The organism is Amycolatopsis sp. 505, assembly GCF_031625235.1.
Classification (GTDB): Bacteria; Actinomycetota; Actinomycetes; order Mycobacteriales; family Pseudonocardiaceae; genus Amycolatopsis.
The window spans coordinates 32,754-46,373 of record NZ_JACKQP010000017.1 but is presented as its reverse complement, the minus strand read 5'-3'; the positions used below and the strand labels follow the sequence as shown (position 1 = coordinate 46,373).

The 13,620-nt window shown below is 72.3% G+C and carries 13 protein-coding genes; 11 read left to right on the top strand and 2 right to left on the bottom strand.

The features are described 5' to 3' along the window. Positions 1-667 precede the first annotated feature (667 nt). The 8 genes from H5965_RS42835 to H5965_RS42800 all read left to right on the top strand — a co-directional run bounded on the left by H5965_RS42835 (position 668) and on the right by H5965_RS42800 (position 8,728). The gene (locus H5965_RS42835) at positions 668-1,057 is read left to right on the top strand and encodes a hypothetical protein (RefSeq protein WP_310977028.1); all 390 of its coding nucleotides are present in this window, start codon (positions 668-670) and stop codon (positions 1,055-1,057) included. Then, positions 1,051-1,908: a hypothetical protein gene (locus tag H5965_RS42830; protein WP_310977027.1), complete on the top strand. Its 858-nt coding sequence runs from the start codon at positions 1,051-1,053 to the stop codon at positions 1,906-1,908. Before H5965_RS42835 ends, H5965_RS42830 begins: the two co-directional genes overlap by 7 nt. A 58-nt stretch (positions 1,909-1,966) precedes the next feature. Further along, positions 1,967-2,362, top strand: coding sequence for a hypothetical protein (locus H5965_RS42825; RefSeq protein ID WP_310977026.1), 396 nt, complete (start codon positions 1,967-1,969; stop codon positions 2,360-2,362). Between the two features lie 34 nt (positions 2,363-2,396). Beyond that, positions 2,397-2,672: a hypothetical protein gene (locus H5965_RS42820; RefSeq protein ID WP_310977025.1), complete on the top strand. Its 276-nt coding sequence runs from the start codon at positions 2,397-2,399 to the stop codon at positions 2,670-2,672. Between the two features lie 30 nt (positions 2,673-2,702). After that, entirely contained in the window at positions 2,703-2,843 is a 141-nt protein-coding gene (locus H5965_RS42815; RefSeq protein WP_310977024.1) for a hypothetical protein, read from the top strand. A gap of 89 nt (positions 2,844-2,932) precedes the next feature. Further along, positions 2,933-4,186 (top strand): YcaO-like family protein, encoded by a 1,254-nt coding sequence (locus H5965_RS42810; RefSeq protein ID WP_310977023.1) that lies wholly within the window; start codon positions 2,933-2,935, stop codon positions 4,184-4,186. Continuing rightward, a complete protein-coding gene (locus tag H5965_RS42805; protein ID WP_310977022.1) occupies positions 4,183-5,379 on the top strand; it encodes a cytochrome P450 in 1,197 nt (398 codons plus the stop codon). The genes H5965_RS42810 and H5965_RS42805 overlap by 4 nt, the downstream gene beginning before the upstream one ends. Before the next feature lie 88 nt (positions 5,380-5,467). Further along, positions 5,468-8,728 carry a family 78 glycoside hydrolase catalytic domain gene (locus H5965_RS42800; protein ID WP_310977021.1) on the top strand — a complete coding sequence of 1,087 codons (3,261 nt, stop codon included), beginning with the start codon at positions 5,468-5,470 and terminating at the stop codon, positions 8,726-8,728. On the opposite strand, the gene H5965_RS42795 is transcribed toward H5965_RS42800, so the two are convergent. After that, positions 8,701-9,870 carry a hypothetical protein gene (locus H5965_RS42795; protein WP_310977020.1) on the bottom strand — a complete coding sequence of 390 codons (1,170 nt, stop codon included), beginning with the start codon at positions 9,868-9,870 and terminating at the stop codon, positions 8,701-8,703. The genes H5965_RS42800 and H5965_RS42795 overlap by 28 nt on opposite strands. Before the next feature lie 631 nt (positions 9,871-10,501). On the opposite strand from H5965_RS42795, the gene H5965_RS42790 reads away from it, so the two are divergent. Together H5965_RS42790 and H5965_RS42785 are read left to right on the top strand one after the other, a co-directional pair. Next, entirely contained in the window at positions 10,502-11,350 is an 849-nt protein-coding gene (locus H5965_RS42790) for an SCO6745 family protein (protein ID WP_310977019.1), read from the top strand. Positions 11,351-11,453: 103 nt separating this feature from the next. Continuing rightward, positions 11,454-11,723 carry a hypothetical protein gene (locus H5965_RS42785; protein ID WP_310977018.1) on the top strand — a complete coding sequence of 90 codons (270 nt, stop codon included), beginning with the start codon at positions 11,454-11,456 and terminating at the stop codon, positions 11,721-11,723. Between the two features lie 10 nt (positions 11,724-11,733). Here the strand turns inward: H5965_RS42785 and H5965_RS42780 are convergent, their stop codons facing one another. Continuing rightward, positions 11,734-12,603, bottom strand: a complete 870-nt coding sequence (locus H5965_RS42780; protein WP_310977017.1) for an NAD(P)H-binding protein — start codon at positions 12,601-12,603, stop codon at positions 11,734-11,736. Positions 12,604-12,665: 62 nt separating this feature from the next. On the opposite strand from H5965_RS42780, the gene H5965_RS42775 reads away from it, so the two are divergent. Then, positions 12,666-13,619 (top strand): YafY family protein, encoded by a 954-nt coding sequence (locus tag H5965_RS42775; RefSeq protein ID WP_310977016.1) that lies wholly within the window; start codon positions 12,666-12,668, stop codon positions 13,617-13,619. Position 13,620 lies beyond the last annotated feature (1 nt).

Below are 13,620 nucleotides of genomic sequence, written 5' to 3'. Positions count from 1 at the left end.
TGCGGTCGGCCTAATCCGGCCCAGCCCCGCCTGGCCCGGCTCGGCGTGGTCCGGCCCGGCTTGGCGAGGCCTGGCCCAGTCTGAGCCAGCCCGGCGCGGCCTGACCCGGCGCGGTCCGGCTCGACCTGGTCCGGCCCAGCCTGGTCCGGCCCGGCTTGGCGCGGCCCGGCTTGGCTCGGAGTGGTCCGGCCCGGCCCGGCCCGGCCTGGCCCGGCGCGGTCCGGCCTGACCCGGCGCGGTCCGGCCTGGCCCGGCGAAGCCCGGCGTGACGCGACGCGGCCCGGCGTGGATCGGCTGGTGCGGTCGGCCTGATCCGGCCCAGCCCCGACTGGGCCGGCTCGGCGTGATCCGGCCCGGCTTGGCGAGGCCTGGCCCAGTCTGAGCCAGCCCGGCGCGGCCCGGCCCGACCCAGCCAGCCCGGCCCGACCCAGCCGGCCCGGCCCGGCCCGGTCCGGCCCGGCCCAGGCCTGGCCCAGTCTGACCCAGCCGGGCCCGACCCGGCCCAGGTGGGCTCCGGCGAACCCTGCTACCCACGGGCGGAAGCGTCTTGCCTGGTCAGGCGTTCGTCAATCTTCACCGGTTCTTTCTTGAGCGCGGACCCCCGACCGTGAACAACCCCGCGCCGGTAGGGCTGGAGGTCGCAAGGGAAGCGCACCGAGGGGGAGACATGACGTTCGTGGGCAAGGTGCTCGTCACGACCGCGGCGCTGGTGCTGGCGGGATCGACCACCGCCACCGCCAACGCCGCCGGGCCGGACACGGCCGCGGCTCAGGCGCCGGGAGGGTGCTTCCTGGGGCTGGTCTGCGGCGCGCTCGACAACCGGACCAACCACGCCGTGTACGTGGCGTGGGCCGACGACGACTCGGGCTTCGACTACGCCTGGGTTGCGCCGGGGACGAAGAAGGGCGGCCGCTGGAACGACGGGATCGATGTCGACTACTTCTTCGTCGAGACCGGCTGCCAGGCGACGACCAACGGCTGGATCACCTGGTACGACCCAGGCTGGTACAAGATCACCGACGACCAGACGGTGACCTTGAACGGCTATTCGTGCTGAAGCGGGCCATCGGGACGGCGGTGCTCGCCGCCGGGTGCCTGCTGCTCGCCGCCGGGTGCGCGGCCGAACCCGGGCTTCGCCCGCTGACCGGATCCGAAGAAGCGCTGCTGTACGACGCGGAGCAGGTGCTCGTCCGTGACTGCATGGCGCGGCACGGTTTCCGGATTCAGGTCACGCCCTCCGACCGGCGGCCGCAGCCGGAGCCGTTCCCGTACGTGGTCGACGACGTCGGCTGGGCGAGCGAGCACGGCTACGGCACCGATCTGCGGCGCATCGCCGATGCCGAAGCGGCGGCGGACCCGAACAAGGCGTACTTCGCCGGCCTGCCCGCCGACCGCCGGAAAGCGGCGCTGGCCGCGCTCAACGGGACTGGTCCCGGCCGGGTCGAGGCGGTCCTGCCGGTCGGCGGGCGGCTGGCGAGGTACGACAACGGCTGTACCTCGCGGGCGTGGCGGGAGCTCTACGGAGACCTCGCGACGTGGTACCGGGTGGACAAGGTCACCGAGCTCCTGCCCGGCCTGTGGCAGGGCGAGGTCGTGGCGGATCCGGCGTTCACCGCGGCCGTCACCCGGTGGAGCGGGTGCATGCGGGAGGCGGGTTTCCCGTACGAGTCGCCGGCGGCGGCGCGGGAGGCCGCCAGCCGGACGCCGGGGGACGGGGAGATCCGCACCGCCGTCGCGGAGGCCACCTGCGCCGCGCGCACCGGGCTGGCCGCCACTGCCCGCGAACTGGACCGGACGTGCCAGGACGGCGTCCGCGCGCAATACCGGACGGAACTGGAAACGAAACTCCGGCTGCAGCTCGCCGGCCTGCCGCGCGCTCGTGCCGTGCGGGCGAACTCACAGGGTTGAGAAACCGGAACCGAAAGAGAAGGGATCGATCGTGTGGAGGAATCGTATTACCGGCCTGTTGATTCTGGTGGTGGCGCTCTCCTTCGCCACCGCCCTGCCGGCGGGCGCGGCGGCCGCTCCGCCGACGGCCTCGGACGCGGACGGGTACGTCTACGCCTACACCGAGCCGGGCACCCATTGCCGGTGGAGCCTGGATGCGCCGAGCTGGGGTGACTGCACGAACAACGTCAACGCCGTGGTCAACAACGGCTTCCAGCAGACCTACGACAAGGTCAACCTCTACTGGGGAGCGGGCTACGCCGGGGCGTGGGCGTGCATCGGCCGCGGCGACACGTGGTTCCCGTTGAGCTCCGGCCAGTGGATCTTCAGCTGGGGACCGGGCAAGCGCGGCTACTGGGAGAGCCTGTTCAACAACATCGCCTCCAGTAAATGGGTCAGCCGCTGCGGCAACTGAGCGCCGCAGCGGGGTTGCAAGGGAGGGAAATCCGATGCACAAGGCAAGGAGAGCGGTGGGCGTCGCGTTCTGCGCGCTGACGCTCGCACTGGGGGCCGGGCTGGCGACGCCGGCCTCGGCCGCGACGGCCGGCAGACCGGTCGAGGCGCCGGCCGCGCAGCAGGATCTGGAGTGGCGGCTGCAGAACATCTACGCCACCTACGACGACTGCTACTGGGCCGGCTTCGACGGGTGGAACACCTATCAGTGGGATCACTGGCGGTGCCCGCAGATCCTGGGCACCTACTGGCTGATGGTGGCGGACAACTGAAAACCGTCTAGAACGAAAGGAAATCCGGCGATGGGCGATTTCATCATCTACAACTTCTACTACTCCCAGGAAGACGCGACCGCCCGCGAGCAGGCGGTCATCGAGGAGATGGTGCTCAACGCGCCGAGCCTCGACGTCGAGGCGGAGGTCCTGGTGACCGCCGGCGAGTAGTCCGGCCGCCGGGCGCTGTGTAGCGGACGGAGCCCGTGACACAGCGCCCGGCTCCTTCCGATTCGCTGTCAGCCAAGGGGTGTGTGAGCATGGGAAAAGTTCGTGAGCTGCCGCAGGCGGGCGAGCGCGGGCTGGCGCTCGACGCGGCGATCGACCACGGCCTGCGGGCCATCCGGAACCGGGGCTGGGCTGCCGAGCTGACCGATCTCGGCGGCGCGCCCGGTGCGTGGAAGTGCGCGCTGAGCGCCGATGGCCGTCACCTGGCCAACGGCTTCGGCAAGGGGCCCGGGGACTCGGCCCGAGCGGGCGCGGTGTTCGAGTCGCTGGAGCACCACGTCAGCGGTCCGCGGTTCGTGCTCCCGGAAACGGTCGAGCTGCGCTCCTCGCACGAGGTGGCCGGTGGTGCGCTGCGCGGCGATCCGGGGGTGGCGGTCCTCGCCGACACCGCCGACGACCTGCTGGCGTGCCGCACCTACCGTGACCTCGCGGGCGCGCGGACCACCTCGGTGCCCGTGTACCTGAGCTGCCCCGACTACCTGCTGGACGACCACGAGGAGTTGCGGGAGGAGCTCGGCGACGGCTACGACTACGCGGTCGTCGAGCGCTACGCGACCAACAGCGGCTGCGCGGCCGGTTCGAGCGAGGCGGAGGCCGTGGTCCACGCGCTGAACGAGGCGATCGAGCGCGACGCCTGGTCGTTGCTTCTGCTGCGGACGTTCCTCGCGCCCGGCTCGCCGGCCCCCGCGGTGATCGCCCGGGACTCGCTGCCGGAGGAGCTCGCCGAACTCGCCGGCTACGCCGAGGACCGAGTGGGCAAGCCCGTCACCCTGATCGAGATGACCACCGACCTCGGCGTGCCGAGCGTCATGGCCTACTCGGCTCCCGAAGCGGGCGTGCCGGCGCACCGGTTCGGCTGCGGTGCCTCGCTGTCGCGCCGGCACGCCGTCACGAGGGCGCTCAACGAAATCCTGCAGTGCGTCGCGACGGACGAGGCTTTCGGCGTCCCCGAACCGCCGCTGCCGGAGCACCTGCGCGAGTATCCGCCGTTCTTCGCCTGCGGCGTGATGGATTTCGGCGAAGCGCTGACGCGGGCGCACTCGGTCCGCTTCGTCGACACCGCGGCGCCCGGCGGCCCGGAACAGCACCTCACGCGGCTCGCGGGCATCCTCACCGGACGCGGCTACCGGCCGTGGGTGCGGGAGCTGTTCCGCGCGGACAACGGCGTCGCGGTCGTCAGTGTGATCGTCGCTGGGCTGGAGAAGTTCATGGTGGTGACCTCCGGCAACCTGGTGGTCCCCGGCCCGCGCGGCCGGGCGGCGATCCGGCTGCGGGAGGCGGGGTGAGCCGCCCCGCCGAGCCCCTGCCGACCCGCCGCGACCACGGCCCGTTCGCTCCACCCGCCCAGCTGGCGCAGCTGCGGCAGGAGGAGCCGCTGAGCCGGATGAGCTACCCCGGCGGTCACCTCGGCTGGCTGGTCACCAGCCACGCCCTGGCCTGCGCGATCCTGGCCGACCCGCGGTTCAGCGCGGCCCAGGAGCTGCGGCGCGCGGTGATCCCGCGGCCGGTGGTCCCGCGTGAGCCGCCGCCCCCGGCGCTCCCCGGGATGTTCGGCGGCCTGCACGCCGAGGAGCACCGCCGTTACCGTCGGCTGCTGGCGCCCTTCTTCTCGGCGCGGCAGGCCCGGCTGCGCGTGCCGCGGATCCGGGACATCGCCGACGAGCTCGTGAACCGGATGCGCGACGCCGGCCCGCCCGCCGACCTGCTGGAGGATTTCGCGGTGCCCTTCGCGTTGCGCGTGCTGTGCGAAGTGGTCGGTGTCCCCGATGCCGACCGGGAGCAGGTCGGCCACGATTCGGCCCTGCTGTTCCGCCAGCAGGGCACCGCCGAGCAGATCGCCGAGTCGTTCACCGGCATCTACGGGTACCTGCACGAACTCGTCGCGGCCAAGCGCGCGCGGCCGTCCGACGACGTGCTGGGGCACCTCGTCGCCGGCACCGGACTTTCGGACCCGGAGGTGGCGGGCGTGGGTTTCTTGTTGCTCGCGGCCGGTCACGACACCCCGGCGAGCATGGTGGCACTGGGCACGTTCGCCCTGGTGACCCACCTCGGCCGGCCGTCCGCGGTTCTCGCCGGGCCGGCCGCGCTCGCCGCAGTCGTCGAGGAACTGCTGCGGTACTTGACCATCGCCCAGTTCGGGACCACCCGGACCGCACTGTCCGATGTGGAGATGGCCGGCCGGCTGGTCGCGGCGGGCGACACGGTGACGGTGTCCCTGCCGGCCGCGAACCGCGACCCGGCGCGGTTCGCCGACCCGGACGCTTTCGACCTCGCCCGCCCGGCCACCGGCCACCTGGCCTTCGGGTACGGCGTCCACCAGTGCCCCGGCCGCCACCTCGGCCGGGCGGAACTGCGCGTCGCGTTCCAGACCCTGTTCCGCCGGCTCCCTTCGCTCCGCTTGGCGGTTCCCGCCGGGGAAGTCCCGATGCGGGGCGACAGCACCGTCCACGGCGTGCGGCACCTGCCCGTCACGTGGTGAGCGCCAACGGTTGACGACCGTGACCGCGGTCACCTACTCTCACCGGAGTCCCGCTCGGTTGAATCGTTTCAAGTCTCCGGGAGTCGACGTGGCCGGACGGCAGCGCCGCAAGAAAGCCCCTCGTACGGCCGAAAGTCTGCTGGCCGTTCTCCTCATGGTGCTCGGTCTGCTGCCCGGCACCGAGGCCGCCGCGGCGACCGCGGCCACCCTCGACGGGCTCACCACGAACGGCCGGACCAACCCACTCGGCATTCCCGGAGCGGGCCCCGTCTTCGGCTGGCAGATCTCCTCGCCGCGTCGGGCGGTCACCCAGACCGCCTACGAGCTCGAGGTCGGCCGGACGCCGGGAGCCGCCGATGTCTGGCGCTCCGGCCAGGTCGAGTCGGCGCAGCAGGTCGACGTCGCCTACGGCGGGCCGGATCTCGCCTCCGGCGTCCGGTACTTCTGGCGCGTCCGCAGCTGGGACGACCAGGGTTCGCCGAGCCGGTGGAGCCGGCCCGCGTGGTTCGAGACCGGGCTGCTCACCGCGGCCGACTGGGGTTCCGCGGCCTGGATCGGCAAACCGGCGCCGTCGTACGACCAGTGGACCGACTACACCGTCACCGAGGACTTCCGGCTGAACAACCTGGCCTTCGGCACCTTTCTCCGTGCCCGGGATGTCGACAACGCCTACATGTGGCAGCTCAACGTCGGCGACTCCGCGACGTCCGTGCCGCTGCTGCGTCCGCACCTGCGCGTCAACGGCGGCTACTCGGTGCTGGCCGAAGTGGACCTGCGGCCGTTCGGGTTCACCCGGGCCGGCCTGCTGGCCGGGACGCACACCGTGGCCTACACCGTTGACGGCACCACCATCCGGACCACTTTGGACGGTGTTCTCATCGATACCCGCACGGCCGCCGGATTCCCGAGCGGGCGGGCCGGTCTGCGCACCTACGACACGGAATCGGCCACCGTCACGAAGTTCGCCGTCACCAAACCGGACGGCACCGTGCTGGCGAACCTCGAATTCGCCGTGCCCAACCCGTTCACCGGCGGCAGCATCGACAACGGAGCACTGACGGTCGCGGGCGGCACCGACGCCCTGTTCGCCGGCCGTGACTCCTTCGCACCGCTGCTGCGGACGTCGTTCTCGACCACGCCTGGCAAGCGCGTGGCCCAGGCCCGCGTGTACGCGTCGGCGCACGGCGTCTACCAGCTCACGCTCAACGGCCGCAAGGTCGGCGACCAGTACCTCGCGCCGGGCTACACCGAGTACGCCAAGCGGATCCAGTCCCAGACCTACGACGTCACCGAGCTGGTCCGGGCGGGTGCGAACGGGTTCGGGGCGGCGCTCGGCGACGGCTGGTGGGCCGGGAAGATCGGGCTCGCCGGCAAGGGCCAGTACGGGACCGACCTGGCGCTCGTCGCCCGGTTGAAGATCACTTACGCCGACGGCGGCGTGCAGTGGGTCGACACGGCACCGGGCTGGAAGTGGAGCACCGGCCCGTTCGCGGCGACCGACAACCAGCTCGGCGAGACCTACGACGCCCGGCTCGAACAGCCCGGCTGGGCAGCCGCCGGGTTCGACGACTCGGCGTGGGCGCCGGTCGTCACGCGACCCTCGGACACGGCGAAGCTGTCGCCGCAGCCGGACGAACCGGTGCGGGAAACCCAGGTCCTCGCCACGAAGGCGGTCAGCCACCCGGCGCCGGGGGTGACCGTGTACGACCTCGGCCAGAACATGGTCGGCGTCGCCCGGGTGAAGCTCACCGGCAAGGCGGGGGAGACGGCCAAGCTCCGGCACGCCGAGGTGCTCAACCCGGACGGCACGATGTACGTGGCGAACCTGCGGGCGGCGACCGCTACGGACCACTACCGGTTCGCGAAGGACGGCACGATCACCTACCAGCCGACCTTCACCCAGCACGGTTTCCGCTACCTCGAGGTCACCGGGCTCGCCACGCCGCCGGCCGCCGCGGACGTGCAGGGCGTCGTGTGGGGTTCGGACCTGCGCCGCACCGGCACGCTGGGGACGTCCGACGCCATGCTGAACCAGTTGCTCAGCAACGTTTCCTGGGGCGCGCGGGGCAACTTCCTCTCGATCCCGACCGACACCCCGGCCCGCGACGAGCGGCTGGGCTGGACCGGTGACATCAACATCTTCGCGCCGACGGCGAGCTACCTCAGCGACACCCGGGCCTTCCTCGGGAAGTGGCTGACCGACGTCCGTGACGAGCAGAAGAGCAGCGGGTCGATCCCGGCCGTCGTCCCGTCGACGAACGGTGCGTTCGACGAAAGCGGTGTCGGCTGGGAGGATGCGCTGATCACCGTGCCGTACGCCCTGTGGCACGCCTACGGCGACGCTCAGGTGCTGCGCGACAACTACGACGCGATGAGCCGCTTCTTCGCCTACGCCCGCGCGAGTGCCGGGCCGGACAACCTGGAGACCGGGCGGCTGACGTTCTTCACCAACGACTGGCTCAACCTCGACGACCCGTCGGACCAGGGCGTGCTCGGCACCGCGATCTGGGCGCAGGACGTCCGGATGATGGCGGAGATGGCGGCCGCGGTGGGCCGGACCGCCGAAGCGGCCGAGTACGCCAGGCTGGACAACGACGTTCGTGCCGCGTTCACCCGCGCCTATGTGGCGGCGGACGGGACGGTGCTGGGCAATTCGCAGACCGGGTACGCCCTGGCGCTCGGCATGGACCTCCTCACCGATCCGGCGCTGAAGGCCAAGGCGGGGGCGAAGTACGTGGCGAAGCTCGCCCAGAGCGACAACCACCTCAAGACCGGGTTCATCGGGACGCCGTGGCTGATGCCGGCCCTGACGAACATCGGCCGCGACGACCTCGCCTACACGTTGCTGTCCAAAAAGGACTACCCGTCGTGGGGGTACGAGATCGGCAAGGGCGCGACCACCGTGTGGGAACGCTGGAACTCGATCCAGCCCGACGGCACGTTCGGGCCGGTGGACATGAACTCGTTCAACCACTACGCCTACGGGGCGGTCGCCGACTGGATGCACCAGTACATCGGCGGCATCCGGATCAAGGAGGCCGGCTACCGCCGGAGCGTCATCGAGCCGCACCTCGGCGGCGGGCTCACCCACGCCGAAGGCGCCATCGACACCGTCTACGGGCGGCTGTCGAACGCCTGGAGCGTCACCGGTGACGGGCTGACGATGGACGTCACCGTGCCCGCCGGCACCACCGCCGAAGTGGTGATCCCCGGAGGCAGCGTCACCGAGTCGGGCAAGCCGGTGCGGTGGGCCCCGGGTGTTTCGAGCGTGACGTACGACGTGGCGAAGAAGGCCACCGTCGTGGTCGTCGGGTCCGGGAGCTACCGCTTGAGGAGCCGCCCGAGGTAGAGGTCGCGCGCGACGAGGCTGACCGCCAGGTGGTCGGCGAGCGGGTCGAAGAAGGCGTTGCGGTACTTGGCGTCGGTCACCGTCGAGGCGGCGAAGTACAGGCCGGAGAACGCGGCGATGAACAGCGAGACCTGCAGCAGCTCCTGCGGGATCGGCAGCTGGATGCCGAACAGCGTGCCGCCGGCGGGGTCGCGGCCGATCCACGCCTTGATCACCGCGTGCTGCACCGCGACGATCCCGAAGATCACGAAGAAGACGAACACGAGGGTGGCGAGCACGAACGTCTGCAGCACCTGGGTCAGGACGAGGACGAGGATCATGTTCGCCCGTTCCAGCTTGGTGAGCGGGAGCCGTTCGGGGACGTCGTCCGCGAGGAAGGCGGCCAGCGGCGTTTCGCGCAGCTTGTCGAGGCCGACGGGCGCGGTGCGCGATTGGGTCAGCCGGGTGACCTCGTCCTTGAGCGCCGCGAGCAGGAAGACCACGGCGACCACGGCGAGCAGCCCGACGACCAGCCACATCCGCTGCCGCGGCAGGGCGGCGCCGACCTGCCAGATCTCGGTGGTGAAGAACCCGAAGACGGTGAACAGCAGCAGGAGCGGCAGCGCCCGGCTGGTCAGCTCGCCGAGCAGCCGCGTCTGCCGGTAGGCGGCCCGCAGCGCCCAGCCGACGATCGAGCCGACCCCGACGAAGGCGGCCGCGAACAGCCCGACCAGGATCGCCAGCTGGGTGCCGAAGCCGAGCGGTATCGAGTCGCCGTCGACGATCCAGTCGACCACGGGCACGACGACCACGAACACCGCCGCCATGACCGCCGCGGGCACGGTTCCGCCGCGGTCGACCAGCTTGCGCCGCACCCACCGTGCGGTGAGCCACGAGCCGAGGGCCGGGAAGACGACCAGGCTCAGCAGCAGGCCGGTGTAGCCGAGGGCGTAGAGGTCGTTTTCCATGAGCCGGTCGAAGTCCGCATCGGTCCGGCCGTCCACAGCGGACAGCACGGCGGCGAGCACCCGCCAGGCCGCGACGAACACGACGGCGGGCCCGACGCGCACCAGAAGCTGCGCGGGCCGCCCCCGTACGACGGCGGGCAAGCCCCGCCGCCGAAACCACTGCTCGACGGCTTCGACGCCGCGTTCGTCCGCCATGTTCGCCTCCCGATCGGCGCGGCCGCCGCCGGGATGCTAGCGCGGCCCGGCTGCCGGGCACGGCTGGGTGGGCGGCGCGGCTGGGTGGGCGGCGCGGCGGGGTGGGTCGCGTGGCGGGGCTGCATAGCGGGGTTGGTCGCGTGGCGGGCTGGGTTGCAGGGCTGGTGGGCCGCGCGGCTGGTACGCCGCGCGGCCAGGTGGGCGGCGCGGCGGGATGCGCAGCACGGAGGGATGGGTCGCGCGGCCAGGTGGGCTGCGCGGCGGGGGTGGGCGGCATGGCCGGGTGGGCGGCGCGGCGGGATGCGCGGCACGGAGGAATGGGTCGCGCGGCCAGGTGGGCTGCATGGCGGGGCCAGAGAGTCGGCTGGGCGGAATGGCGAGTTGAGTCGCATGGCCGGGTGGGCAGCTCGGCCGCGTGGGCCGCGGCGGGATGAGTCGCACGCCCGGTGGGCCGCAAGGCGACGTGAGCCGCATGGCCGGGTGGGTCGGGCGGCGGGATGGGTCGCACGGCCGGTGGGCTGCACCGCGAGCCGGGGCCGCATAGCGAGGTGGGCCGCACGGCCGAGTAGGTCGCGCGGCCGGGCGGGCCGGAACGCCCCACGCCGTACCGACTGGCTGGTATGTTGGCCGCGTGATCGAAGCGGCGCGCCGGACCTGGCGACTCATCGAGCCCTACCACGGCATGATCTACTTCGCCCCGGAAGCCGCCGCGGCGTACCAGGAGCTCGGCCTGACCGGCCGTGCGGGCTACTTCGCCTCGAGGTCGGCGGCGCTGGGTGCGGTCCCGGCCCCGGTCGTGGTCGCGACCTTCTACAACTTCAACCCCGTCCTCGTCCGGGAGTCGATCTCCGCCGCCCGGGCCGCCACCGCGCCGGATGCCGTCCTGGCCGCGCGCTACGCCGCAGCGGACCGGGCGCTGCGCGGCGCCTTGGGCGACGCGATCGGCTCTCCGGAGATGCACCGGGCGGCCACCCTGCTGCGCGAGGCCGCCGAGGCCGTCGCCGACGACGTCGTCGGCCGCCCGCTCTACGCCGCCCACGCGGCCCTGCCGTGGCCCACCGAGCCGCACCTGGTCCTGTGGCACGCGCAGACCCTGCTCCGCGAATACCGCGGCGACGCCCACATCGCGGCCCTGCTGACGGCGGGCCTGAGCGGCGTCGAAGCGCTCGTCACCCACGCTGCTTCCGGTGCTGTCCCGGCGGAAACCCTGCGTACTTCCCGGTCGTGGTCCGAAGAGGACTGGAGCCGCGCCGTCGACGGCCTCCGTGAGCGGGATTGGCTCACCGACGATGCCGAGCCGACGTTCACGCCCACGGGTGCGGCGCGCCGGGCGGAACTCGAGAAGGCGACCGACGAGAACAGCGTGGCGCCGTATGCGCACATCGGCGAACCCGCGTGTGCCGAACTGCAGGAACTGGTGCGGCCGTTCAGCCGGGCGGTGGCGGAGAAGTTCATGCCCTGGGTGCTCGCGAGGCAGTAGCCGCGCACGTCGCGAGCCGGAAAATCGGTTCCGGATCGCCGACGGTGTCACGCCGAACTTCCACCAAGGCGTCCTCGACTACGGCACCCACCGCCGGTCGATCGTGAGCACCCGCGACCGGACCGAGCCGGTCGTGGCGGTCGCCGAGCCGCGCGCGATCGACGGGACGGCGACCACCTGGGGACCGCTGACGTTCGTGGAAGCTCCGGAACTGGTCGCCGTCCTGGCGGAGTTCCCGGCGTTCCGGGTGCTGACCCCGGCTGACCTGGCCGGGCCGTTCGACGCGGACACGTGGCCGGGGTACGCCCCCGAAGACCTGAAGTACTGGTCTCCGGCCGATCTGGGCGAGGTGCTCTTCAACTACTGGGACTGACCCGGAAAGTTCACGCGCCGAAGGCCGCCGCGTGGTCGCGCGCCCACTCCGCGAGGGTGCGGGCCGGTCGTCCGGTCACCTGCTCCACGGTCGGCCGCACCACGTCGGGCGTTTCGACCGTGTCCGACCAGTAGTCGAGGAGCATCGAGATGATGTCCTCGCCGACGCCGTAGGAACGCATTTCGGCGCGGAACTCGTCCGGCGTGTTCTCGGTGAACCTCAGCTCCCGGCCGATGGCGGTGCCGATCGTGTCGAGCTGCTCGACCCGGCTCAGCGCCTGTGGGCCGGTCATGGGGTAGTGCCGGCCGGCGTGTCCCGGTTCGGTCAGTGCTACCGCGGCGACGGCGGCGATGTCGGCCTCGTGGATCGGGGCCTGCGCGGAGGCCGGGTAGGGGCCGGTCACTCCGCCGGTGTAGCGGATGGGCCGGGCCCACGACAGCAGGTTGCCGGCGAAAGTGCCGGGCCGCAGGATCGTCCAGCTCGCGCCGCTGTCGCGGACGGCGTCCTCGATCGCGGAGTGGTGCACCTGGCTGGCCGACCCGCGGTCACGCTCGTGTTCCAGCGCCGCGGCGAGCGAGGAGAGCAGCACCAGGTGCGCGACGCCCGCGGCCGCGGCCGCCTTGACGAATCCGGCCACCCCCGCCACCGGGAAGACGAACGCGCTGTCGACACCGTCGAACAATCCCTCCGGCGGCGCCGTGGTCAGGTCGCCGGCGACCAGCTCCGCCTTCCCGGGCAGGCCGGCCTTCTCGGGTGTGCGGGTCAGGGCCCTCACCCGGTGCCCGGCGGCAAGCAGTTCGCCGACCAGGTGGCGGCCGATCGTGCCGGTGGCGCCGGTGACGAGAACGGTCTTGGGGCTGGGCGTGGTGGTCGTGTTCATGAGGTGGAGGATGTCCGGTATTGCGGCAAGATCCTTGCCGCGATCCACCGCATCATGGAGACATGTCGAACCCGGCTGCCCGCCTGCTGGCGTTGCTGACCCTGCTGCAGACGCGCTCGTCGTGGACCGGCGCGGAGCTGGTCGACCGGCTCGGCACGAGTCCCCGCACGGTGCGCTACGACATCCGGAAGCTGCGTGACCTCGGCTACCCCGTCGAAGCGGCCCCCGGGGTGGCCGGTGGCTACCGGCTGCGCCCCGGAACCGCGCTGCCCCCGCTGCAGCTCGACGACGACGAGGCCGTGGCCATCGTCATCGCGTTGCGGATGGCCACCGGCGCCGGCACCACCGACCTCGGCGAGGCTGCCGGGACCGCACTGGTGAAACTCGAACAGGTGCTGCCACGCCGGCTGCGGGGACGGGTCGCGGCCATGCGCGACTACACGCAGACAGCCCGAGCCCCCGGCGGCGTCGCCCCCGACCTGCTGGTCTTCCTCACCGCCGCCTGCCGCGACCACCGCCGCGTCCGCTTCGGCTACCTGACCCGCGAAGGCGAGGCGACCCGCCGCGAGGTGGAGCCGCACCGCGTCGTCCAGGTGGGGCGGCGGTGGTACCTCGTCGCTTTCGACCCCGACCGCGGCGACTGGCGGCAGTTCCGCCTCGACCGGATGACCGTGAAACGCCCGGAGGGCGCGACGTTCACCCCGCGTGAGGCCCCGTCCGCCACCGATGTGGTGCACGGCATCGACTCCGCGTTCGCCCGCCATCGCGCCGTCGCCCTGGTCGGCGCACCCGCCGCCGAGATCATCGCCAGAGTGCCGGCGGCCGTCCCCGTCGAGGTGGTGGACGAGCATCGGTGCCGCGTGCACGCCACCGCCGAGTCACCGGCCGCGCTCGCCCTCAACCTGCTGATGCTGGACGCGGATTTCGTACTCGAACAGTCCGCACCCGACCTCGACACCGCACTCGACACCCTCCGCCGGCGGCTCGGGGGTGCGTCCTGCCCGTCGGCAAATTGAG